Source organism: Helicobacter sp. 23-1045, assembly GCF_053654655.1.
The window spans coordinates 178,475-202,414 of record NZ_JBSIUR010000003.1; the positions used below are offsets into that span (position 1 = coordinate 178,475).

Sequence of the window (23,940 nt, forward strand, 5' to 3'; positions counted from 1 at the left end):
CAACTCCAAAATCTTAAAAAAATAGATATAATTTTAGCTAAAAATGCTAAAAAAAATTTAAAAAAAGGTGGCAAAATGAGTATTTTTAGAGAATACGACATTCGCGGGATTTTTGGGGAGGATTTGCGCAAAAATGTCGTGGTGGCTATCGGTGCGGAGTTAGGAAAAGAAATTTTAGCGCGTGGCGGGAGAAGTGTGGCAATCGGGTATGATGCAAGGACGCATAGTCCTACTTTGTTTCAATGGCTATGTGAGGGGATTTTGCAAAGCAATTCGTCTTTGGGTAATCATTGCGTAGATTTGCAAAATTTCGGGGCTTCGCAGACTTCAAGTCTAGTCTCAGCCCCAAAATTTTGCAAAAACTCCACAAGCACTACCGCAAATACTAGAATTGTTTTGGGGGCAAACAATCCGTCATTGCGAGGCGAATCGCAAGATTCGCCGAAGCAATCCACACAAAACAATGCGCCTTTGCAAATCTATGATTTAGGTATGATTCCTACGCCCATCGCCTATTTCAGCCTTTACTCCAAAATCGCGCAGGTAGATTCAAGCATTATGATTACAGGTTCGCACAATCCGCCCGAGTATAATGGCTTTAAAATCACAATCCTAAAAAAGCCCTTTTATGGTGATGAGATTCGTGCTTTGGGGAATAGAATTATGCAACGATTAGGCGAATCTAATGCCAAATCTAATGCAGATTCGCCAAAATCAGATTCGCCTAAAAACCCGCATATTACGAAGCTAAACGCGCTAAATGAATACATTGATTTTCTAACCGCCCATTTTGCAAGGCTAAAAAATTTTCCGCACAAAGTCGCCTTTGATTGTGGTAATGGCGTGGCGGCAATCGCGCTAAAATCGGTGCTTGACAATTTGCAAATCCCATATTTGCCTTTGTTTTTTGAGCCAAATGGCAATTTCCCAAATCATCACCCTGACCCAAGCGAGGACAAAAATCTTGTATTTTTGCAAAATGCGATGAAAGAAAATGACATAAAAATCGGCATTGCATTTGACGGAGACGCCGATAGAATCGGGCTTTTAAGCGAACATTATCACTTTAAGGGCGATGAACTTGCCATTCTCTTTGCTAGGCAAATCGCAAAAAGTGGCGTTAAGCCCGTTGTCATCGGCGAAGTGAAGTGTAGCGCGGTTATGTATAGTGAGATTGATAAAATCGGACGCGCCATTATGTTTAAGACAGGGCATAGCAATTTGAAGGTAAAATTAAGCGAGACAAATGCGCACCTTGCGGCAGAAATGAGCGGACATTTATTTTTTAATGATAGATATTTTGGCTATGATGACGCGATTTATGCGAGTTTTAGGGCATTGGAGCTATTTTTAGATGAAAGCGTGAGTGAAGTTGAATCCTTTATAAAATCCCTACCGCAAATGTTTTCTACAAATGAAGAAAAAATCAAATCCACCGAATCTGCAAAATTTGAAATTATCAAAAAACTTGTAAAAATGCTAAATAAGATTCGCCAAAATCAGCGAGATTTAACAGATTCGCAAGATTTGCCCACAAACTTCCCTAAAATCATCGATATTATCGACATTGACGGGATTCGTGTGGTGTTTGAAAATGGCTGGGGACTAATCCGTGCAAGCAATACAACGCCCGTGCTTGTAACGCGCTTTGAAGCTACAACGCGCGAGTTTGCCGAGCTTTACAAAAAAGCAATGTTAGATTTGCTTGATGAGTGCCAAAAAGATTTACAAAAAGATTTGCAAAAGGATTTACGATGAGTGCGAAAATAACGCTAAAAAATCCGCTTGATATGCACATTCATTTGCGTGAGGGAGCGATTTTGGAGGCTGTCGCGCCTTGTAGCGCACAAAATTTTAGCGCGGCTCTTGCAATGCCAAACCTTAAAAATCCCATCACCACGACAAAAATGGCGTTAGATTATAAAAAAGCGATTTTAGATTCTGCGAAAAATGAAAGTTTTTTACCACTAATGAGCCTATATTTGACAGAAAATTTAAATCGATTCGAGCTTGAATCTGCCCAAAAAAATGGCATAAAAATCCTTAAACTCTACCCAAAAGGCGCGACTACGGGAAGCGAATCGGGCGTGGCTGAAATTTTAAACCAAAAAACGCTAGAAATCTTTGAAATCGCACAAGATTTAGGCTTTGTTTTATCCATACACGGCGAATCTAATGGCTTTTGTTTGGATAGAGAATTTGAATTTGGAGAAGTTTTTGCAGAAATTGCAAGAAATTTTCCGCGTCTAACAATCATTATGGAGCATTTAAGCGATAGGCGCAGTATCGCGCTTTTGGAGCGATACCCAAACCTTTTTGCCACGCTCACGCTTCATCACATTGCGTTAGATTTGGATTGTCTCGCTGGTGGCGCGATGAATCCGCATTATTTTTGCAAACCCATTCTAAAAACGCCAAAGGATAGGGAGGCGTTGCTAAATCTTGCGCTGAGTGCGCATCCAAAGGTTAGTTTTGGGAGTGATTCTGCGCCACATTTACAGAGTGCGAAATTAAAAGGTGCTGCGGGGATTTTTTCCGCGCCTGTGCTACTTCCAAAGCTATGTGAGATTTTTGAAACGCATAATCGATTAGAAAATTTGCAAAAATTTATAAGCGATAATGCGATGAAAATTTATGGGCTAGATTCGGCGCAAATCCCGCAAAAAAGCGTCATTTTAGAGCGAATCGATAATATTTTGCCACGCGAGATTTGCGCCCAAAATGAAACCATAAAAATCCTATTTGGTGGCGAATCTTGCGCGTGGCAAATCAAAGAAAGGGGGCAATTATGAAGCATTTAAGAAAAATCGGGGGGGGAATTGCACTCTAAAAAATCCCACTTTTAAAAACCCCAAAAATCGCGTATTTATAGATTTCGCACTCGCATTTGCATTTGCATTCACAGCACTACTTGCAAACGCCACCGAACTGCGCGATATTTGCAAAAATGGCACTTGCACCATTGCCACAAAGCAAGATTTACTCACAAATCACGGAGCATTTAGCACAAGCGACCAAATCACCATACAAACCACCATAAATAGTTTTATAAACTACGGACACATCGCCTCAAAGGGACTTTATCAGCACACCGCAAACAACTATCTCCATTCTCTTACAAACTACGGCACGATGAATGGATTTTGGAGCAAAGACCAAGCACAGACGATAACCATCGAAAACTACGGCACGATATTCACGAATACGGGCAGTTATTTGACTAGCGAATCTAACGGCGCGGTTCATTTCGTCTTTGAGGCGACAGGAAATCATATCAAAATAGGCAACTACGCAATAAAGATTGACGAAGCGCAAAGCGAATTCAACGCCTTTGAGAAATACGACAGCAAGGATAGCAACAAAAATTCACATTTGATTATGCGACTAAAAGAGAGCAGTATTTCTTTCAAAGACGCCACCTCAAAGTTGATTTTAGACTTTGGACAGAACTTCGAGTTTGGCGCAAAATACGCGCTAGACAAACTTATCGTAAATAAAGTAAGTGACGCCAAATCCACGCTAGAAGTGCCATTTTGGCGACTTGCAACCAAAAGTAGCATTTATCAACTTTCCCAAAGTGGCAGTCATTTCATCGTCACAATCGATACTTCAAAAAGCGAGATTGCAACGCTTGGCAGGGCGAATGCAAGGGCGATGAATAATCTATTTTTGATTAGCGATGCGATGATTTATCCGCGCAAAATTAGCAAATCCGCAGAATCTAGCGCACCAAAACGCAAAATCCGTAAAATCGCAGAATCTACCCTCGCACCATCCGTGCGAGATTCTGCGAATTTCTATTTAAGTGAAGCGAAAAATCCCGCAGATTCTGCACTTTTCGCACAAAATGACACATTTTTTTATCGCACACAAAATCGCCGAATAAATCGCAATTTACACACAAAAGATTCTGCGAAAATCGCAGAATCCACCGCAGAATCCACCAAAAACTACCACTTTGTTTTCACGCCATTTGTAAATCATAATTACTTTTTTGACAGCGGAGAATTATCTGGATTTGACTTTGGATTTGTCAGCGCATTTAGTGGGAAAATCGCAGAATCTAGCGCATTTGGCGCGCATTTTGCGATGAGTTATGGTGCGCTAGGCGATACAAACGCACTGCAAATCAAATCGATGAATTTCAATGGCGCTCTGCACTACAAACTCGACTTGCCCTACGCTACACATTTTAGGGTGCGGGGCGATTTCTTTTACTTTTTAAACGAACTGCAAACGATGTTTTTTGACGCCAAACCAAACAATTTGGGATTTGGCGCAAGTGCGAGTTATGGCAAGGACTTTGATTTTGGAAATGCTGGGATTTTGCGCGTGGAAGGCGGTTTTGAATACAAGGGGTTGTATGCAAGGGCGATTTCGCTTGGTGGAGGGGATTACAGCGATTCGCTTCAAAATATGCTCTTTGCGGATGTTAGCGTGGATTATGGCAAATATTTTCACACGAGCAGTGGAGTGTGTGGCGTGAATGCGATGGCGGGAGTTAAGGGAAATGCGCTCTTTGCGCTAAAAAATGGCAGTGTGGTGCTAAATGGAAGGGCGTTTGATTTGCTTTTGGGGGATGATAAAATTTTGGGTTATATGAGTGCGGGAGTCTCGTATGTGCTTCAAAAACGGGCGTTTGATGTGGAGTTTAGCGCGAAGTATTATGGTAACTTTGGGGATAGCGGGATGAGCAATGGCGGAAGCGTGGAAATCCGCGTAGGGTTTTAGATTCTGCAAAAATTTGGATTTAGATTCTGCGATTTTCGTGCGATTTTCGCAGAATCTAAATATTTTTTTGGCGCAGATTCTGCGTTTTACGATAATTTCGCAGAATCTAATGCGAAAAATTCAAATCAAATTCCGCAGAATCTGGTCCCAAAATCGCAGAATCTTGCAATGACGAAATATAGCGCAGAATCTAAACTATTTTTTACACATTTTCACGCAAAATATTACAAATTTACACATAATCTTAAATTTTCCTTCAAAATTTTTCATTTTTAAGCAAACTTTAAGGGGGGGGGCGTAGAGTGTCGCTTTTATAAATTTCACTTCAAAGGATTTTAAAATGGCAAGAAAGAATTTTGGCAAGGTTTTAGTGGCGATTTTGCTTTGTGGTGCGCTATTTTCACAGGCAAATGCAAAAGAGTGGCACACGACAAAAGAGCAAAAAACGGGTGGATTTGTCGGTGCGGAGTTAGGATTTGCGCCGGGGTGGAGCGTTGGCGCGGTTGGCGGATATCAATGGTATTTTTTGGATAAACCATATTTTCATTTAGGACTTCGCTTGGTGGGGCATTTGGACTATTCGGGATATGTTAGTGTGCATTCGGTAGGCATTGGCGTTGCGCCACATTTCGTTTGGGACTTTTTGAATATCGATTCGCATACGCTTGGCTGGCACATCGCCCCTGCGGGATTAAATCTAAACTTTCTTATTGGAAACACTCTTTCATTTTCGCCGGGATATGAGTTTAATTTAGGGTTGCATTATTTTTATAATATCCATCATCAAGTGGATTTCAGCTTCCGCTATGGACTACTTGGCGGGTGGGTGAGCTTGGGATATACTTATAAATTTTAGCGATTTTATCTGCGAATGCGCTAGATTCTGCGATTTTCGCAGAATCTAAATAGTTTTTTGGCGCAGATTCTGCGTTTTTCGTGCGATTCGCAGAATCTAATCTAATCAAATCACATTCCGCAGAATCTCGCGCGAAAATCGCAGAATCTACCCCACAATCCCCACGATTTTGCCGTCCTTTGCGTCAAATTCTACGCTTGAATCTTCGCTTACTTCATCACGCAAAATCATTTCGCTTAATCTATCTTCGATTTGCTCTTGCAAGGCGCGTTTTAGCGGACGCGCACCAAATACCACATCAAAGCCGATTTCGGCAATCAGCTCTTTTGCGCTTTGCGTTAGCGTTATGTGGATATTTTTTTGCTCGGCGATTTTGGCAATGTTTGCAAACATTATATCCACGATTTGCGCAATCTGCGCCGTCCCAAGCGGATTAAAAATCACAATATCATCGATTCGATTTAGAAACTCTGGCTTAAAGTATTTTTTTAGCTCGTTATTCACGGCATTTTCGCGCTCCGTTTTATCACTCAACTCCATAATCTTATCGCTTGCGATGTTTGAAGTTAGGATAATAATCGTATTGCAAAAATCCACCACAACGCCCTTGTTGTCGGTCAGTCGCCCATCATCAAGCACTTGAAGCAAAATGTTAAAAACATCAGTGTGCGCCTTTTCGATTTCATCAAAAAGCACCACGCAGTAGGGCTTTCTACGCACTGCTTCTGTCAAAATCCCGCCCTCTTCATAGCCCACATAGCCCGGAGGCGCACCCACAAGGCGCGATACGGCGTGTTTTTCCATATATTCGCTCATATCAATGCGCACTAGCGATTTTTCGCTATCAAAGAGAAAATTTGCCAAACTTTTCGCGCTCTGCGTTTTTCCCACGCCTGTGGGTCCCAAAAAGAGAAAGCTCCCAATGGGGCGATTTCCCGCGCTTAAACCTGCCTTATTTCGCTTGATTGCGCGTGAGATGGCATTCAACGCTTCATCTTGCCCAACCACGCTTTTTTGCAATTCGGCTTCCATATTTAAAATGCGCTCCCTATCGGTGGTAAGCATTTTTTTCACAGGTATTTTACTCCACTTGCTAACGATTTCTGCCACGCTCTCTTCGGTAACGCTATTTTTTAGCAAAGTACCAAGAGCGGACATTTTATCCCACTTTGCCTCCAAATCTTTGATTTTTTTCTCGCACTCTGGTATCGCGCCATAGTCGATTTCGGCAGCCTTATTAAACTCCCCATTTTGCTTTGCAAACTGCGATTTTGTGCGTAGCGAATCTAACTCATTTTTTAACGCACTGATTTCATTAAAAATCGCCTTTTCGTTTTGAAACTGCGCTTCTAGCGCGCTTTGCTTTTCTTTTGCCGACTCTAACTCTTTGGCAATCTCATCTAATCGCGGTTGATTTTTTTTGCCATCCATTTGTAACGCCTCTTTTTCTACCTCCAAATTTGCGATATTGCGTTTAATCGCTAACAGCTCGGTTGGGGAGGATTCGATTTGGAGGCGAATCTCACTTGCCGCCTCATCGATTAAGTCAATCGCCTTATCGGGCAAAAATCTATCAGCGATATATCGCGCAGACAAGCGCACCGAAGCCACAAGTGCCGAATCCAAAATCGTTACATTGTGGTGCGTCTCTAACTTTTCTTTTATGCCACGAAGCATCGCAATGGCTTGATTTTCTGTGGGTTCGTCCAAATTTATGGGCTGAAAACGGCGTTGCAATGCCATATCTTTTTCAAAATATTTGCGATATTCTTTTAGCGTGGTTGCGCCGATTGTGTGCATCTCACCCCTTGCAAGTGCGGGTTTTAGGATATTTGCAGCATCCATACTGCCTTCACTCGCCCCCGCGCCTACGATTGTGTGAATCTCATCGATAAACAAAATCACATTGCCACTTTTTTTGATTTCATTTACCACCGCTTTTAGCCTATCCTCAAACTCGCCACGATACTTCGCCCCCGCGATTAGCGCACTCATATCAAGGGCGACTACGCGCTTATTTTGCAAGGATAATGGCACATCTTTTTGGACGATTCGTTGTGCCAAAGCCTCCACCACAGCCGTTTTCCCCACGCCCGGTTCGCCCAAAAGAATGGGATTATTTTTTGTCTTGCGAATCAAAATCTGCATCATTCGCTCAATCTCTTCATCTCGCCCAATCACAGGGTCCAGCGCACCATCTAACGCCTTTTTGGTTAAATCAATGCCGTATTTTTCTAAACTCTCCAAATTTTCATCGGCGGATTGAGACTCGATTTTTGCGCCACCGCGCGTTAATTCAAGCGTTTTTTTAAGCTCGTTTAAATCCATATATTTTTTGAAAATATCCGCAAAGGGCGAATCGCCAAGATTTGCGATGATAAAGCAATCAACCGCGATAAATTTATCGCCATTTTGCGTAGCCACTCCAAGTGCGCCTTCAAGGGCGTTTAGCAGATTTTTAGAAATGCTTAAATTGTCCTTGCTAACGCTTGAACTCTTTGGTAGCGAATCGATTGCGCTTTTTAGCTCCAATGTGAGCGCGTTTCTATCGACATTCATTTTGTTTAGCGCGGTATTTAGGACTGAGTTTGATAGCAATGCAAAAGCCAAATGCGCGATTTGCACCTCTTGATTTTTAAAGCTAAGTGCGAGAGCTATGGCAGAATCCAAACTCTCTCTAAATTGATTTGTGAGTTTTTCAAAGATATTCATTTGCAATCCTTTATGTGAATCTTATAAAATAAATTTATAGAAACGGCATTATAAATATTTAGTCTAATATTGTCAAGGTTTGCGAAAAAATAATGCTAGATTCTGCACTTCGCACAAAATTCGCAGAATCTAGCGATAAAAACGCAGAATCTAAGTGTAGATTCTGCGTTTTTACCTAAAATATCTAAATTATGCTAAAATACGCATTTTCATTCCACTGCAAAGGATTAAAAAATGTTACTTTTTACGCCCGGACCGACACCGACACCTGAATTTTTGCGAAACGCCCTTGCAATGCCTACACTTCATCACCGCACCAAAGAGTTTGAAGCGTATTTTGCGTTTGCGCGTGATAAACTCCAAGCAATGCTAAAAATGGACGAAGTGCTAATGATTGCAAGTAGCGGAAGTGGCGCAATGGAGGCAAGTGTGAAAACATTTTGCAAAAAGCCACTTTGCGTAAATAGCGGAAAATTTGGCGAGCGATTTGGCAAAATCGCAAAAGCGCACGGCATAGAGTTTGTTGAGGTTATAAACGAATGGGACACTGCGCCCACCGCCGAATCTATCAAAGCGATTTTAGAAAAAGACAGCGAAATTGATAGTATTTGCATTCAAGTGTGCGAGAGTGCGGGAGGATTGCGCCACAATGTCGAATCAATCGCAAAAATGGCAAAATCGCTAAATCCAAAAATAATCATCATCGCAGACGCCATAACTGCGATGGGCGTGGAAGAAATCGATACAAGCAATATCGATGTGCTTATCGGTGGCTCACAAAAAGCGTTTATGTTGCCACCGGGGATGGCGATTTTGGGGCTTAGCAAATATGCGGTTGAGTTAGCCGAATCCTGCGACATAGGCTTTTATTTCAATCTAAAAACCGAGCTAAAAAATCAGCGAAAAAACACCACCGCTTGGACTGCGCCTACAAGCATTATCATCGCTTTGGCGAAGTATTTTGAGTGCGTGGATTTGCAAAAAGTTTATAAAGAGACAAAGGCAAGGGCAAATGCGCTAGATTCGGCACTCAAAGCTTTGAATCTAAAAATCTATCCCAAAACTCCCGCACTTGCGATGGCAACGATTTATGATGAAAAATCGCCTGAGATTCGAGCGACTTTGAAAAATGACTTTGGCGTAAATGTCGCAGGTGGGCAAGATAAGCTAAAAGAGCGTATTTTTCGCATAAACAATATGGGCTTAATCGAAGTTTATGAAATGGCGTGGGTTGTAAATGCAGTTGAGCTAACGCTTGAAAAGCTAGGGATTCGCGCCTTTGATGGCAGTGGCAATAAGGTATTTTTGAGTGAATATTATAGCAATTTGGGATAATTTTAAAGTTTTTGCTACAATTTCAAAAATAAAATTTAAAAGAGTAAATTATGAAGCTAAAATTATCACACATTCCATATATCGCAGATAAAATCGCTAGGGACTTGGGTGGCGCGAAGTTTGTAGAGATTCTAACGAATCGCGGGGACATTATCAAAGTCGCAAGTAAATATTTAGAGGAAAATATCAAGCAAGAACTCGCACTGCACGAAAGGGCACAGAATTTTTTAGAGCAAAATGTGAGCGATTTTGAGCGCGATGGGCTTGATGAAGGGCATTTATTGCGAATGATAAAGAAGCGATTCGCCGATGAGAGTGGCTTTATCCTTGCGTGGGAGGACAGATACAACGCGCTTTCGCATAAAATAATGGACGAGCTAATTGATACTAGCATTATAAATTTCAAAGTTAGCGAAATGATGGTAAAAAATGTCATCTTTAAGTCCATAAACGCCTACGCAAAGGGCTATAAAGACATTGAAAATGCTATAAATGATAGAATCAAAAATAATTTCAAAAAGAAAATACAGCCCGGCACAGAGGAATATGAGCTAGTGTTTAGCAAAATGTTTGAAGAAGAGTTGCGCAAACAGGGATTTATTTAATGAAAAACGCAGAATCTACACACAAAAGATTCTGCGATTCGCAGAATCTCGCCAAATTTTACAAAAACGCAGAATCTAGCGCAGATTCTGCGAATTTTTATAAATTTAGGACTTTTAAATGAGTGAAATTTTTAAAAACGCATATCTTTATATCGAGGGTAGCGAATCTGTCCTCCCCGCGCTTAGTTTTGGCGCGGATGGCACAAAAACGGGCGAAATGATTTTCAATACTTCGCTTTGTGGCTATCAAGAGATTTTAAGCGACCCTAGCTACGCTGGGCAGTTTGTAGTCTTTACAATGCCTGAAATTGGCATTGTCGGCACAAATGACGCTGATATAGAGTCGCAAATCAAAGGCACTTGCGGGATAATCGTGCGACATTATAATGCAAATCCATCAAATTTTCGCTCCACTGATTCGCTACATAATTACCTAAAAAAGCACGGCATTATGGGCATTTGTGGCGTTGATACAAGGGCATTGACAAAATTTATCCGCAACAACGGCGCAAAAAATATTATTATCTCAACCAAATTAGATTCGCTTAAATCGCTCAAATCCGCACTAGAAAAAGCCCCAAAAATCGCAGATATAAATTTCATAAAAGACATTAGCACCAAATCGCCAAAAACGCATAAGCAAGGCACATTTAGCTTTGAATCTATGAGCTACACAAAGCCAAAAACCACAAAAAAAATCATCGTGCTAGATTTTGGCGTAAAGCAAAATATTTTAAATGAATTAGTTAGCGCAGGATTAGAATGCGAAGTTTTGCCACATAGTGCGAGTGCTGATGAAATCATAGAGAGATTTAAAAAGCGCGAAATTGGGGGCGTTTTTCTCTCAAATGGACCGGGCGACCCAAAGGTTTTGAAGCGCGAAATCGCCGAAATCAAAAAGCTAATAAAAGCAAAAATCCCCATTTTTGGCATTTGCTTGGGACACCAGCTTTTAAGCATTGCGCACGGCTATGACACTTTTAAATTAGAATTTGGGCATCACGGCGCAAATCACCCCGTGAAAAATCTGCTAAATGACGAAGTCGAAATCACTTCGCAAAATCATATCTACTCCGTGCCTGAAAATATCTGCGAAGTGGCGACAATCACGCACAAAAATCTATTTGACGGCACGATTGAGGGTGTGAAATACAACGATTCGCCTATAATTTCGCTGCAACACCACCCCGAAGCAAGTCCGGGACCAAAAGAGAGCGCGAAAATATTTGGCGAATTTTTCAAAATGGTAGCGGAGTGCAAATAAATGAGAAAATATACGAATCTTTCGTCATTGCGAGGCTTTGAAAAAGCCGAAGCAATCCAAAAATCAAAAATAGATGGTTGTTTTACTTTATTTTCAAATCCTGTGGATTGCCACGATTCGGCGTTCGCCGAATCTCGCAATGACGAAAAACAGCGCAGATTATGCGAATCGCAGAATCTAACAATAAGGTGAGTTTATTATGAAAAAATCTATTTTTTTAGCATTTTTAGGTGCGAATCTAATCTTAATAGGCGCGTTTTTTAGCGCGTGTAGCGATGATGCCGATGAGTTTAACAAAAGCGCGTCCTATTGGTATGAGCAAATCATAATCGCGGTGGCGGATGGCAATTTAGAAAAGGCGGATAATTTTTTTAATTCACTGCAAAATGAGCATTCTGCCTCGCCACTTATCAAAGATGCGTTAATTTTGCTTACAAAAGAGCATAGTGAGCAAAATGAGCATTTGCTTGCGGGATTTTTTGCAAATGAGTATAAAACGCGATTTAGTGAGCCAAAAAACGCCGATTATGTGGGCTTTTTAAATATACAAACGAATTTTTACGCATTTGGCAACTACACCAAAGACCAAGGATTCATAAACGAAAATGTCAATGAAATCGCCGCCTTTGTCGCACAAAATCAAAATAGCAAATATTTGCCCTATATGCGCCATATTTTAACAACTTTTAAACTCGCGCAATTAGAGATAAACCAAGAAATAGCGCGAATCTACCGCGTAAAAGACAAAGAAATCGCGCAAAAAAAATACGAAGAAAAAAATATGGATTTAGATGGCATAGATTTTGAACCATCGCATATCCCGTGGTATGTGAAAATGTTTAGCTGGTAGGCGCAGAATCTAAAATGCAAAATCGCAGAATCTAAACTTTAAAGGACATTAAATTGAAAAATATGAAATTTCCCACCATTTTGCCTATTTTGGTAGAAGATTCAAACTTCGTATTTCCATATACGATTAGCCCGATTTTTGTAAGTGATGACGCGAATCTCTCCGCGCTAAATGCCGCGATGGACGATAATGCCGTGATTTTCATCACCACTACAAAGGACAGCACGGATTTTGAAAGCCCGATTCATAACGAATTTTACGATGTTGGCGTGGTTGGCAACATTATGCGAAAGCAAACAATCCCAAATGGCAAAACAAAGATTTTGTTTCAGGGTATTTCCCGTGCGCGAATCTTAAAGTATGACAAGCCACAAGGTGCGCCATTAGTTGGAATGATTGATTTGATAATCCCAGATAACCCCGATAGCAACAAGCTAAATGCGACTATGGCGTTTTTGAATGAAAAGATTGACTTAATCGCAAAGTTGCTCCCATATTTTCCGCACGATTTGATAAAGACGATTGAAGGCTTTGAGCCAAATCGCGTTGTGGATACGATTTTAAGCACGATTCGCTTCTCTAAAAGCAAAATTTATAATGTCTATGCGAGTAATGATACGATTGAACGAATGATTTTGCTAATAAGCTACATTGATGAGGAAATTGAGAGTTTGAAACTCCAAAAAGAGATTAAGACAAAAGTAAATAACAAAGTCGAAAAAATCAATAGAGAATTTTACCTAAAAGAGCAATTAAAGCAGATTCAAAAGGAATTGGGCGTTGATAATCAAAAAGATGAGGAAATCGAGGGCTATGCCAAAAAATTAGAATCCATAAAGCCACACATTAGCGAAGATGGTTACAAAGAAATCAAAAAGCAAATCGAGCGATTAAGCAAAATGCACAGCGATAGTTCAGAGGCAAATATCGTGCAAAATTATATCGAGTGGATGTTGGAAATCCCATTTGGGAAGTTTTCAAACAAAAAGCTATCCATCGCAAATGTCGAAAAACAGCTCAATATCGACCATTTTTCGTTAGAAAAGCCAAAAGAGCGAATCGTAGAATTTTTTGCGGTAAAAGAGCTTTTGTTGCTTCGTGGCAAAAAGGATACGAACTCCAAAGGGACGATTTTGTGCTTTTATGGACCGCCGGGAGTTGGGAAAACGAGCCTTGCAAATTCGATTGCAAAGGCGTTGAAGCGTCCATTGGTGCGAATCGCACTTGGCGGATTAGAGGATGTCAATGAACTTCGCGGACATAGGCGGACATATTTAGGCGCGATGCCCGGGCGAATCGTGCAGGGGTTAATTGACGCAAAAGAGATGAATCCTGTAATCGTGCTTGATGAAATCGACAAAGTGGGGCGAAGCTATCGTGGCGACCCGACAAGTGTGCTTTTGGAGATTTTAGACCCCGAGCAAAATGTCGCATTTAGGGATTATTACGCGAATTTTAATATTGATTTAAGCCAAGTGATTTTTATCGCAACGGCAAATGACATTACGCAAATCCCCGCCCCCTTGCGCGATAGAATGGAGTTTATTCAGCTAAATAGCTACACACCGCAAGAAAAATTAGAAATCGCCAAAAAATATTTAGTGCCACAAGAACTAAAAAAGCACGGCATAATGGGCACGGAATTTAGCATAAATACAAACGCGCTTAAAGAAGTCATCGAAAAGCACACGCGTGAAGCGGGAGTGCGAAAGTTGCGAGAGCAAATTGCACAGATTATGCGAAAAAGTGCCAAAATCATTTTGGAGCACAAAAAAAGCAAAATCTCCGTAACTACGCAAAATCTAAAAGATTTCTTACACAAAAGCATTTTTGAGATTGAAGAATCCGATGGCATTGATAAAATCGGCGTGGTAAATGGACTTGCTTGGACAAGCGTGGGTGGCGATGTGCTAAAAATCGAAGCGATAAAGATTGTAGGCAAGGGCAATTTGGAGCTAACAGGCAATTTGGGCGATGTGATGAAAGAATCCGCCAAAATCGCGCTCTCAACGGACAAAAACTACATTGACAAAAAATTCAAAACCAAAGAGCAGATTTACAATCGCTTTGACATTCATTTGCATATCCCAGAGGGCGCGACACCAAAGGACGGACCAAGTGCTGGAATCGCAATGGCGTGTGCGATTATGAGCGTGTTTTTGGATAAAAAAGTCGATAGCAAAATTGCAATGACGGGTGAACTGACTTTAAGCGGGGAAGTTTTGCCAATCGGCGGACTAAAAGAAAAGCTAATCGCCGCATTTAAGGCAAAAATAGAGCGCGTCCTAATCCCAGAAAAAAACTTCAAACGCGATTTAGATGAAATCCCGCAAGAAGTCAAAGACAATCTTAAAATTATCCCCGTAAGCCGAATCGAAGAGGTATTTAGCAAGGCACTCAAATAATGCCAAAACTTCATCTAATCTCACTTGGTTGCACGAAAAATTTAGTCGATAGTGAGGTAATGTTGGGTGCGTTATCGCACTATGAGCGCACAAACGATGCGCAGGATGCGGATATAATCATCGTAAATACTTGCGGATTCATCGCTAGTGCGAAAAAAGAGAGCGTGGATAAGATTTTGGAAGTGGCTTTGAAAAAGAGAGCGGAGGCGATTTTAATCGTAAGCGGTTGTTTAAGTGAGCGATACGCCGAAGAATTGCAAGGTGAAATCCCAGAAATTGACATAATCACAGGCGTTGGGGATTATGATAAGATTGAATCGATGATTAAAAGCGTGGTAGATTCGCGTAAAGATAAACAAAATCCGTGCGATAGCACCGAATCTCGCCCGCTTCGTGGTGCAAAAAATCGGATTGAAGGTTGCAGTAGTGCAACCGCCGATTTTTTGCTAGAAGCGGATAAGCGAGGCTCTCCCCCTAAAAGCGAAAAAGCGGCTGCTTTTTGGGGACACAATTTAATAGTCGGGGGGAGCGGGAGCGTGGTGCAGCCCTTTTTGCGAAAAGATTCAAGTGGATTGAATGGGCAAAGTGGCGAATCTAACGCAGATTCAAGTAAAAAATTACCCATAAATTCTACGCCCCAAATCATCAAATCCCCCCGCACTTTTCTTATCGAAAACCAACAGCGAATCATCACAGGTAGCGCGATTCACGCCTATATCAAAATCAGCGAGGGTTGCAATCAGCAATGCAGTTTTTGCGCGATACCGCATTTTAAAGGGCGATTGCATTCGCGCAATTTGGATTTGATATTGCGCGAAATTGATTCGCTTTTGGCAAAAGGCTACTTTGATTTTAGCTTCATCTCACAGGATTCAAGCTCATATATGCGCGATTTAGGCAAAAAGGACGGACTTATCGATTTAATAAAGCGCGTTGAAAAAAGCGGGGCAAAATCCGCACGAATCCTTTATCTCTACCCCAGCACCACTAGCGAATCGCTAATCCAAACTATCGCCGAATCGCGTGTGTTTCAAAACTATTTTGATATGCCACTGCAACACATTAGCGATTTTATGCTAAAAACTATGAAGCGTGGTGCGCCCAAAGCGCGACATATCGCCCTTTTGGAGCAAATGCGAAATGTCAAAAATAGCTTTATTCGCACATCGTTTTTGGTGGGGCATCCACGCGAGAGTGAGGCAGATTTTGATGAGCTGTGTGAGTTTGTGAGTGAGTTTAGCTTTGAACGCGCAAATATCTTTGGCTTTTCGCGCGAAGAGGGGACGGCGGCGTTTGATATGAGCGGTGCGGTGAGTGCGAAAACCACAAAAGCGCGAATCAAAAAGCTAAATAATATTTTATCAAAAGCGCAAGAGAGAAGCCTAAAAAGCCTTGTGGGGCGGACGATTTGCGCGATTGTAGAGGGGCGAAGCGATAAAAGCGATTTGCTTTTTAGTGCGAGGGATTTGCGGTGGGATAGGGAGATTGATGGTGAGATTTTAATCAATGATAGCGAAATCCCGCTAGATTGTGGCTACTACGAAGTGCAAATCACAGACTTTAAGGGCGGATATTTGGTGGGGAGAGCGATTAGCAAAATTTAATAAATTCGCAGAATCTAGTGCGTTTTTTTGTAGAATCTTGCCCCAAAATCGCAGAATCTCACAATGACGAAAAACTTTGTCATATTGAGCGAAGCGAAATATCTCTATTTTGTTTGAGATTTTTCGCTCGTCACTCGCTTAAAATGACAAGTGGGCGCAGATTCTGCGTTTTTTTGTTCGATTTCACAAAATCTCGCCCAAAAGCGCAGAATCTCCCCAAATATACGCGAGATTCTGCGTTTCGTAAGATTTTTGTGAAATTTATGCAAGTTGCGCTTTTAGCATCCAAATGTCTTTTTCTAACTTCGCAACAACGCCATTTGCGTAATCCACACTTGGCGTATCGCCCGCTTTTTCGCCCTCTTTTGCGAGAGTTTTAAACGCCTCCAAAAAGTATTCAAAGTCCGCCAAAATGATTTTCAGCACTTCCTCGCCTTTGAAGTCCGTCTTGCTTTCCTCTTTGATTTTCGCAGTTTTCAGCGCAGAATCTAGCGTCACAAGCGGTTTTCCGCCAATTTGCAAAATCCGCTCCGCCACCGCATCAAAAATCTCCGCAAACTCATCATAAATCCGCTCCGTGCTCTCGTGTATGGGCTTAAAGAGCGTCCCTTTCACATTCCAATGCAGGTTGTGCAGCTTCATAAAAAACACAATGCTGTCGCTCTGAATTTGCCTCAAAATCTCTACTATCATAATTTCTCCTTTACACATAATTTAAGCGCAAATCGTAGCATAAATTTTATTAAGATTGCGCTAAAAATCATAGAAATTTAAATAAAAATTTGGCGATTTTAGGGATGATTTGCGTTTAAAAAATGCGGAAAATTCTATAAAAAAGGTTGCAATTTGGCAGAATCTCTTGCCAAAAAGTGCCAAATCCACAAATCCAAACTTCATCAAAGTAAGCGACACAGGCAAATCCACACGAGACAAAATGAAATGCTAATCAATATTTTAAAGGGCAAAACACAAGAGATTACAACACCGCAAACTACGCAGAATCTGTATTTATCCCCCTCCCCTTGCGGGAGGGGTTTGGGGTGGGGTATTTATCGCAAGGGGGAGAATTTTGAGAGATTTTTCGCTCATTTCATTCGCTCAAAATGACAAATTTAAAGATTCTACTATTCGCTTAAAATTGTCATATTGAGACTTTGAAAAAGTCGAAATATCTCAAAAAATAATTAGAGATTCTTCGCTTCGCACAAGTGCTTCGCGCGAGAATGACAATTTTTGTGGATGGTTGCTTCGCTACGCTCGCAAATTCTGCGAATTGCCACGAAGTCGCCCTTAAAAGTGCAACTTCTCGCAATGACGAAGTTTTTTTTGAGATTCTTCGCTCGTTTCACTCGCTCAGAATGACAATTTTTGTGGATTGCTTCGGCGATTCGTTGAATCGCCTCGCAATGACAATATTTTTTTATCGCTTTGATTTGCAACGCAAATCACTATCGAAGTAATGGCGGTAGTGCTTTGCGTTGTTTTTATGCAAAACAAGCGAAATAGAACTTGGGGTTCATTGAGCGCGGTTTTGCGTGAAAACAACGCACAATGATTACCCAAGACACAAATTGTCCCTATTTATTCGCATATTTCGGTGCTTTAAACACTTGCACCGCTTCTGCTTTGCCTTTATATTTCTCCACATTTACTAGCGCAGTGTGGGCGATATTGCCGTTTGCTAGTTTGGAGGTAGGTATGTCAAGCGTTAGCAGATTCGCGCTACCATTGCGACATAGCCCTTTGCTATCAGGGTCATACCACGCGCCCTCAGGCAATCGCACTACGCCCTCTTTTATGTCATTTGTGATGACAGCCCCTGCCAAAACTTCGCCCCTTTTGTTAAACACGCGCACAATGTCGCCTTTTTTGATGCCTTTGCGTTTGGCGTCTTTTGTGTTTATCCAAATGGGTTCGCGCCCATTGACAGCGTATTTTTTGCGTAGGCTAGTGTTATTTAGCTGTGAATGCAATCTATCCACAGGGTGAGTGCTTATTAGATGAAATTCCGCGCTTTTGTTTTTCATTAAAAGCCACTCAGCAGGTTCAAACCAAGTGGGGTGCGCGTGGCAATCATCGTATTTCATTTTCTCAATGGTAGTAGAGTAGATTTCGATTTTGCCAGATGGTGTCCCTAGTGGGTTTAAAATAGGGTCATCTCTAAAATCTTTAAATCGCACAAACTCCGTATTTTCATAAGGCACTTCAAAGTTTATAACTTTGTTTGCCTTCCAAAATGCCTCAAAGCTATCAGGCAATGGGATATTTGATGCTTTTGCTTGTTTTAGCGCGACATTGTAAAATTCCTCTAACCACGCCATTTCGCTTTTGCCCTCGCTATATTTATCCAAAATGTCAAATTCCTCCGCCAAATCGCAGAAAATTTGATAGTCATCTCGGCTCTCCCCTTGTTTTTCTACCGCTTGTTTCATAGGGACTAAATTTAGGTTTGAATAATCCCCTGTCATCGCAATATCATTGCGCTCATAAGTCGTAGTCGCAGGGAGGACAATATCTGCCATTCTAGCCGTTGGCGTCCAATAAATCTCATTTACCACAAATGTGCGTGGTTTTTGAAATGCCTTTACAAGCGTATTTGTATCTTGATGATGGACAAATGGGTTGCCACCGCACCAATATACGAAATCAATGTCAGTATAGGTTACCTTTTTGCCGTTGTTGTCGATGACTTTGCCCGGATTTAGCAATGCGTCTGCGATTCGCGCCACAGGGATATTGTATTTTGCAGAAGTGGCAAGCCATTCAGAGCCTCTGCTTTCATCAGTTGTCGCACTAGCAGTCATACCGCTAGGTATTGCAGCTTTTGCAGTCGCCACGCCACCGCCAGAGTAGTGATAAGATAGCCCGAATCCTCCGCCGGGTAGCCCGATTTGTCCAATCATACTTGCCAAAGTTACAAGCATCCAATGTGGTTGCTCTCCGTGGTGAGCGCGTTGCATTCCCCAGCCAGACATTAGCAATGTGCGATTGCCAAAGAAATCTTTTGCAAGTTGCTTAATGGTTTTTTCGCTTACGCCACTGATTTTTGATGCCCATTTTGCGTCTTTTGCAACGCCGTCTTTTTTGCCTGTGAGATATTCGGCAAATTTATCAAAGCCCTCTGTGTAGGTTTCTACGAAGTCTTTGTCATATTTGCCTGTGGCGTGCATTGTATGTGCGATACCTAGCATAAGTGCGACATCGGTATTTGGGCGTGGTGCAATCCACTCAGCTTTTAGCTCTTTTGCGCTCTCGTTGAAAATAGGGTCAATGTGAATGATTCGTTTGCCCTTTGCTTTGGCTAGTTTTTTGAAGTATTCGATACCTTCACCATCAGGGATTCCCCACGCTACGCGAAGCGTTGCAAATGGATTCGTTCCCCAAAGCACGATGATTTTGCTTTCACTTAGCACATAATCCCAAGAAGTTTGTTGGTCATAAACCTCCAAAGTCCCTACCACGTGTGGCATAATGACTTGTGAAGCACCTGTGGAGTAGTCGCCTGTTGAGCCGACATAGCCACCAGCCATTCCCAAAAATCTTTGAAGTAAGATTCGCGCATTGTGCATTCTGCCCGGGCTATACCAACCATAGCTTCCGCCAAAAATAGCACTTGCGCCTTTGTCTTTGTAAGTTTTTTTGAGTTCATTTGCGACTAATTTAATCGCGTCTTCGTATTTTACGCGCACCCATTCATCTTTGCCACGAAGTTCGGGCTTTGGTGAATTTGGATTTTCCAAATAGCTTTTTCGCACCATTGGATAAAGCACCCGCGAATCCGCATAAATCAAATCACCCGTAACCGTTTGCAACGGATTTAGGGTCTTTTTAGGAATCGCATTTTGGCTTGAAATCACCTTGCCATTTTTAATGCCAAGTTTCAAAATCCCCCAATGCGCACCCGTAATCACTTCGCCATTTTTCACTAGCTCTGCGGTAAAGCCACCTTTTAGTCCTTTTGCCTTCAACGCTCCGCGTCCTACTACATTGTCAATTAGTGGCAAGCTCGCAAACAATGCACTTGACTTTAAAAATCCTCGTCTTTCCATTGTTGTTTCTCCTTATTTTTTATATGGCATATCTTTTGCGTTTTTTTGCAAATACTGAATCAAAAGATAGCTCTCTTCTTTTGAAATCGCCGTCCTACTAAGCATAGAGTTTATCATACTAGGCCACTGATTTGCGTTAAACTCTTTTTTATCGTGGAGTTTGTGGCAAATCGAGCAGTTTGTTTGATACATTTCCTCCGCGCTTTTATACATAGCCTCCAAATCATCGCCAAATCCGTCCTTTTCAGTTAAGAATTTTGCTTTGATTAAAATCCACTTTTTCCCGCCCTCCTCGATAGAATCTATTTGCGTAAAGTCATATTGCGCCTTTTTGTCAATGCCTGCAACCAAGATTCTGCGATTTGGCACGAAATATACCGCATTTGGGACGCCATCTTCTATCCACCCGCTAATCTCAACTTCTACTTTGCCGTCCTTTTTGCCGTCTTTTTCGCCAAGCATTTTCACCTCCACACTAGGCAAAAGTCGCCCTACGGCTTTTTGTGCATTTGGCAAATATAGTTGTTTGACTTTTGTGGCATACGATTGCCCCCAACTAATGCTAGAAAATAGCGCAAAAATAAGTGCGATTTTTGCCACGCCAAGCGATTTTTGCGCATTTTTAAAAACACCCATCAAAACCTCCAAACATTAGATTTGCAAAATATCTTTTGCAAGTTTGGATTCTACTCTAAAATTTTGCATTTGCGTAATATATAATTTTTTATATAACCCCGCAAAATAGGGATTGTTTCGCACATTTTATAAGTATTTTATAAGGCAGATTCTGCGTTTTTAAGCAAAATTCGCAGAATCTCGCGTGAAAATCCGCAGAATCTCAATATTTTTTCACTACAATCACACGAATTTTTTTAAAAAGGCAAATGCGATGAATTTCTTTTATAGATTCTGTGAAATGTATGTGAAAACTTCGCTCCCACGCGCACTTTTTGACGCATATAAAAGCATAGATTCTGCCGTCCGCCGTGCATTTTGGGCGATTTTCATCATCACAAATCTCACATTTGCATTTCACACAATCCACTTTCTTTGGGGCAATCACGATTGGTTAGCGGTGTTTGAAGGGCATAATATTTTTGCTGAAAACTTTTCAGGACGCTACACGCAACATCTTATTTCTCTCGCATTACAAGGCGGTAGAGTGCTCCCAGTGCTAAATAATCTTTTGGCATTTGGGGGCATTGCATTTAGCGCGGTGCTAATTTGCGCTTTGCTAAATGTGCCAAAACGCGCGTGGATTTGGGCGATAATAGGACTTATGCTGACACTCACGCCACTTGCGCTAACGCGACTTTATTACGCATTTCAAGTCTCTGGGCTTTTTATCGCCATCGGCATTGGGATTTTGGGACTTTATATCGCAAAAGATGATGTAATTCGGGCGAATTCTGCAAAACTCGCGCTTTGCGTCATCTCCATTTGCCTTTTGCACTTTGGGATTGCAAGTTATCAGCCATTTATAAATACGATTTTTATCCTGCTGTGCGGGGCAATCATCGCTAATATCATCGATTTTAAGGGCGATTTAAAAGTCGCATTTTGCAAATCTCGCTCTATGATTTTATGCTCAATTTTTAGCGCGCTATCCTACAAAATCGCCCTTGACGCGCTAAAATGGCAAGGCATTGCAATTGAAAATTACAATAACCAAATGACACCCATCGCCGAAATCCCCACGCGAATCGCACTTATCGCCAAAAGCGCGTTTGAAAATCTCGTGCATTACGAATACGCATTTATGCCGCAAGGTTTAAGTGCCCTATTTTTGGCGTTTGCAATCGCGCTTGTGATTTTAATCTTTGCCTTGCCTTTTAAGATTCGCGCGAAAATTGCGATTTTGGCACTTTTAGTTTTCTCGCTATTTGCGACACTTTTTCATATCCTACTTTCAAAAAATATCGTAAATGACGCCACTACGGACTTTTATGGATTGGCATTTTGGCGTGTGGTAGTCGTTGCGCTAGTTTTTAAGGCAAGTTTTGCAATGCGCAAGAGTGTCGCAAACTTCGTGCGAAACAGCGCATTTTTGCTTGGGGTGGGCACTCTTTGGGTTTGCATAGTGTGCGACTTACACGCACAGCGAATGCAAAAATTCGCATTTGACGCCCACACCACGCTTTTAAAGACAATAGTCGCCAAAATAGAAACGCTAGAAAACTTCGCCTACGGGCAAAAATACCACTTTTTAATGTTTGGCGATATACCAAATATGCGCCACCGCTACGGCAAACCCTACTTTGAGACGCTCCCACAGGATAAAATCAAGCGTTCAGGCAGGGGACTTGGCGGATATGGGACGCTAATCCCATCGTGGTCGCCACTGCAAGCGTTTGAATTTTATATGCTAGAACCCATCAGTGGCGCGGGGCGGGGCAATTTTGGCGATTATTTGGACGGACACAAGGATAATGCGCTCTTTCAGTCGCTAATCGTGCGCCTTCGCAAGGCGGGGATTTTGGAGCGACTAAAACCCTATCCACACAAAGATTCGCTTGTGCTATTTGAAGATATTATCGTGCTTGTGGCAAGTAAGGGGCATTTGGATGAAGTGCGCGAAATGGCAAAGGGGTGGGAGTAGATTTGGCAAATTAGCGCAAAAAGTGCAGAATCTACGCATATTTTCAAAGCAAAATCGCAGAATCCGTGCAAGATTCTGCGTTTTTCTCGTCATTGCAAGGCGAATCTTGATTCTCCGAAGCAATCCAAATCAAATTGTCATTCTGAGCGAACGAAGTGAGCGAAGAATCTCTTTTTAGATTCTGCACTTTGCCACAAAAAACGCAGAATCTTACACAAAAACTTCACAAAATTTTATAAAAAACGCGGAATCTGTGTTTGTTTATTTCCCCCTCCCTTGCGGAGGGGGATTAAGTGGGTGGGCAATTTTTACATTAGATTCTGCAAATTTATAAAATTTTCGTGCGAGTCGCAGATTCTGCGTTTTTCGTGTGATTCGCAGAATCTAGCATTTTTATTTTTCCGTCATTGCGATGCGAATCTTGATTCGCCGAAGCAATCCACACATTCCGTCATTGCGCACGAAGCGTAGCGAGTGCAACGAGCGAAGAATCTCTTTTTAGATTCTGCGGTTTTGTGTTTTTCTCGTCATTGCGAACGAGCGAAGCGAGTGTGGCAATCCAAATCAAATTGTCATTTTGAGCGAATGCAGTGAACGAAGAATCTCTTTTTAGATTCTGCGATTCACACGAAAATCGCAGAATTTAAATGTGGATTGCCACGAAAATGCTACGCATTTTCTCGCAATGACGGATTATTAGATTCTACGAATTTCGTGCGAGATTCTGCGATTTGTGTCTTTTTAAACAATCGAAGTAATGGCATTTTGCGTCAGCAAAATCAACTAAAAACCGTCCTGTGCGGAAGTATCGTGCGATGGATTCGTGGGTTGTGCCGAAAAATTCGAGCGAAGATAGGACTGATTCGTCCATCGAGCGAGGATTTTTCAAGCTCCCGCGAATACGCGCACGAGACGACGCACTACCACGCT

General features: G+C 41.7%; 25 protein-coding genes. 17 read left to right on the plus strand and 8 right to left on the minus strand.

Features of this window, described 5'->3' with window-relative positions; all coding sequences use genetic code 11:
- The first annotated feature begins 75 nt into the window (after positions 1 to 75).
- The 5 genes from ACWIUE_RS04770 (at position 76) to ACWIUE_RS04790 (ending at position 5,587) form a co-directional block, all read left to right on the plus strand.
- A complete protein-coding gene (locus tag ACWIUE_RS04770) occupies positions 76 to 1,758 on the plus strand; it encodes a phosphomannomutase/phosphoglucomutase (protein WP_454135344.1) in 1,683 nt (560 codons plus the stop codon).
- The gene (gene pyrC, locus ACWIUE_RS04775) at positions 1,755 to 2,792 is read left to right on the plus strand and encodes a dihydroorotase (protein WP_454135345.1); all 1,038 of its coding nucleotides are present in this window, start codon (positions 1,755 to 1,757) and stop codon (positions 2,790 to 2,792) included. Before ACWIUE_RS04770 ends, pyrC begins: the two co-directional genes overlap by 4 nt.
- The gene (locus ACWIUE_RS04780; RefSeq protein WP_454135347.1) at positions 2,746 to 4,731 is read left to right on the plus strand and encodes a hypothetical protein; all 1,986 of its coding nucleotides are present in this window, start codon (positions 2,746 to 2,748) and stop codon (positions 4,729 to 4,731) included. The genes pyrC and ACWIUE_RS04780 overlap by 47 nt, the downstream gene beginning before the upstream one ends.
- A gap of 13 nt (positions 4,732 to 4,744) precedes the next feature.
- Positions 4,745 to 4,903: a hypothetical protein gene (locus ACWIUE_RS04785; protein ID WP_454135348.1), complete on the plus strand. Its 159-nt coding sequence runs from the start codon at positions 4,745 to 4,747 to the stop codon at positions 4,901 to 4,903.
- Positions 4,904 to 5,071: 168 nt separating this feature from the next.
- Positions 5,072 to 5,587, plus strand: coding sequence for a hypothetical protein (locus tag ACWIUE_RS04790; protein ID WP_454135349.1), 516 nt, complete (start codon positions 5,072 to 5,074; stop codon positions 5,585 to 5,587).
- Here the strand turns inward: ACWIUE_RS04790 and ACWIUE_RS04795 are convergent.
- Positions 5,526 to 5,696 carry a hypothetical protein gene (locus ACWIUE_RS04795; RefSeq protein ID WP_454135350.1) on the minus strand — a complete coding sequence of 57 codons (171 nt, stop codon included), beginning with the start codon at positions 5,694 to 5,696 and terminating at the stop codon, positions 5,526 to 5,528. The genes ACWIUE_RS04790 and ACWIUE_RS04795 overlap by 62 nt on opposite strands.
- 38 nt (positions 5,697 to 5,734) lie before the next feature.
- Positions 5,735 to 8,299 (minus strand): ATP-dependent Clp protease ATP-binding subunit, encoded by a 2,565-nt coding sequence (locus tag ACWIUE_RS04800; RefSeq protein WP_454135352.1) that lies wholly within the window; start codon positions 8,297 to 8,299, stop codon positions 5,735 to 5,737.
- A 234-nt stretch (positions 8,300 to 8,533) separates the two neighbouring features.
- Here ACWIUE_RS04800 and ACWIUE_RS04805 point away from each other — a divergent pair, with 234 nt between their 5' ends.
- From ACWIUE_RS04805 to ACWIUE_RS04840, 8 genes are all read left to right on the plus strand, one after another.
- The gene (locus ACWIUE_RS04805) at positions 8,534 to 9,634 is read left to right on the plus strand and encodes a pyridoxal-phosphate-dependent aminotransferase family protein (protein WP_454135354.1); all 1,101 of its coding nucleotides are present in this window, start codon (positions 8,534 to 8,536) and stop codon (positions 9,632 to 9,634) included.
- 50 nt (positions 9,635 to 9,684) lie between these two features.
- Positions 9,685 to 10,239 carry a DUF507 family protein gene (locus tag ACWIUE_RS04810; protein ID WP_454135356.1) on the plus strand — a complete coding sequence of 185 codons (555 nt, stop codon included), beginning with the start codon at positions 9,685 to 9,687 and terminating at the stop codon, positions 10,237 to 10,239.
- Positions 10,239 to 10,361, plus strand: a complete 123-nt coding sequence (locus ACWIUE_RS04815) for a hypothetical protein (protein WP_454135357.1) — start codon at positions 10,239 to 10,241, stop codon at positions 10,359 to 10,361. The genes ACWIUE_RS04810 and ACWIUE_RS04815 overlap by 1 nt, the downstream gene beginning before the upstream one ends.
- The gene (gene carA / locus ACWIUE_RS04820) at positions 10,358 to 11,503 is read left to right on the plus strand and encodes a glutamine-hydrolyzing carbamoyl-phosphate synthase small subunit (RefSeq protein WP_454135358.1); all 1,146 of its coding nucleotides are present in this window, start codon (positions 10,358 to 10,360) and stop codon (positions 11,501 to 11,503) included. The genes ACWIUE_RS04815 and carA overlap by 4 nt, the downstream gene beginning before the upstream one ends.
- A complete protein-coding gene (locus ACWIUE_RS04825; RefSeq protein WP_454135359.1) occupies positions 11,504 to 11,695 on the plus strand; it encodes a hypothetical protein in 192 nt (63 codons plus the stop codon).
- Between the two features lie 7 nt (positions 11,696 to 11,702).
- Positions 11,703 to 12,353 carry an outer membrane protein assembly factor BamD gene (gene bamD / locus ACWIUE_RS04830; protein WP_454135361.1) on the plus strand — a complete coding sequence of 217 codons (651 nt, stop codon included), beginning with the start codon at positions 11,703 to 11,705 and terminating at the stop codon, positions 12,351 to 12,353.
- 62 nt (positions 12,354 to 12,415) lie between these two features.
- Positions 12,416 to 14,758: an endopeptidase La gene (lon, locus tag ACWIUE_RS04835; protein WP_454135394.1), complete on the plus strand. Its 2,343-nt coding sequence runs from the start codon at positions 12,416 to 12,418 to the stop codon at positions 14,756 to 14,758.
- Positions 14,758 to 16,362: a MiaB/RimO family radical SAM methylthiotransferase gene (locus tag ACWIUE_RS04840; protein WP_454135362.1), complete on the plus strand. Its 1,605-nt coding sequence runs from the start codon at positions 14,758 to 14,760 to the stop codon at positions 16,360 to 16,362. The genes lon and ACWIUE_RS04840 overlap by 1 nt, the downstream gene beginning before the upstream one ends.
- A 130-nt stretch (positions 16,363 to 16,492) precedes the next feature.
- On the opposite strand, the gene ACWIUE_RS04845 is transcribed toward ACWIUE_RS04840, so the two are convergent.
- A complete protein-coding gene (locus ACWIUE_RS04845) occupies positions 16,493 to 16,651 on the minus strand; it encodes a hypothetical protein (RefSeq protein ID WP_454135363.1) in 159 nt (52 codons plus the stop codon).
- Positions 16,624 to 17,055: a Dps family protein gene (locus tag ACWIUE_RS04850; protein WP_454135365.1), complete on the minus strand. Its 432-nt coding sequence runs from the start codon at positions 17,053 to 17,055 to the stop codon at positions 16,624 to 16,626. Before ACWIUE_RS04850 ends, ACWIUE_RS04845 begins: the two co-directional genes overlap by 28 nt.
- Positions 17,056 to 17,208: 153 nt before the next feature.
- On the opposite strand from ACWIUE_RS04850, the gene ACWIUE_RS04855 reads away from it, so the two are divergent.
- Entirely contained in the window at positions 17,209 to 17,469 is a 261-nt protein-coding gene (locus tag ACWIUE_RS04855) for a hypothetical protein (protein WP_454135367.1), read from the plus strand.
- A gap of 77 nt (positions 17,470 to 17,546) precedes the next feature.
- On the opposite strand, the gene ACWIUE_RS04860 is transcribed toward ACWIUE_RS04855, so the two are convergent.
- The 3 genes from ACWIUE_RS04860 to ACWIUE_RS04870 all read right to left on the minus strand — a co-directional run bounded on the left by ACWIUE_RS04860 (position 17,547) and on the right by ACWIUE_RS04870 (position 21,047).
- Positions 17,547 to 17,801 carry a hypothetical protein gene (locus ACWIUE_RS04860; RefSeq protein ID WP_454135369.1) on the minus strand — a complete coding sequence of 85 codons (255 nt, stop codon included), beginning with the start codon at positions 17,799 to 17,801 and terminating at the stop codon, positions 17,547 to 17,549.
- A 138-nt stretch (positions 17,802 to 17,939) separates the two neighbouring features.
- Positions 17,940 to 20,411, minus strand: a complete 2,472-nt coding sequence (locus tag ACWIUE_RS04865; RefSeq protein WP_454135370.1) for a molybdopterin guanine dinucleotide-containing S/N-oxide reductase — start codon at positions 20,409 to 20,411, stop codon at positions 17,940 to 17,942.
- Between the two features lie 12 nt (positions 20,412 to 20,423).
- Positions 20,424 to 21,047, minus strand: a complete 624-nt coding sequence (locus ACWIUE_RS04870; protein WP_454135371.1) for a hypothetical protein — start codon at positions 21,045 to 21,047, stop codon at positions 20,424 to 20,426.
- A 253-nt stretch (positions 21,048 to 21,300) separates the two neighbouring features.
- Between ACWIUE_RS04870 and ACWIUE_RS04875 the strand changes: the two genes are divergently transcribed.
- Positions 21,301 to 23,010 (plus strand): glucosyltransferase domain-containing protein, encoded by a 1,710-nt coding sequence (locus ACWIUE_RS04875; RefSeq protein WP_454135373.1) that lies wholly within the window; start codon positions 21,301 to 21,303, stop codon positions 23,008 to 23,010.
- Positions 23,011 to 23,053: 43 nt separating this feature from the next.
- On the opposite strand, the gene ACWIUE_RS04880 is transcribed toward ACWIUE_RS04875, so the two are convergent.
- A complete protein-coding gene (locus ACWIUE_RS04880; protein WP_454135375.1) occupies positions 23,054 to 23,197 on the minus strand; it encodes a hypothetical protein in 144 nt (47 codons plus the stop codon).
- A 110-nt stretch (positions 23,198 to 23,307) separates the two neighbouring features.
- On the opposite strand from ACWIUE_RS04880, the gene ACWIUE_RS04885 reads away from it, so the two are divergent.
- On the plus strand, positions 23,308 to 23,481 hold the full coding sequence (locus ACWIUE_RS04885) for a hypothetical protein (RefSeq protein WP_454135376.1): 174 nt from the start codon (positions 23,308 to 23,310) through the stop codon (positions 23,479 to 23,481).
- Positions 23,482 to 23,664: 183 nt separating this feature from the next.
- Positions 23,665 to 23,940 (plus strand): hypothetical protein (locus tag ACWIUE_RS04890; protein WP_454135378.1); only part of this gene is annotated, 276 nt, incomplete at its 3' end.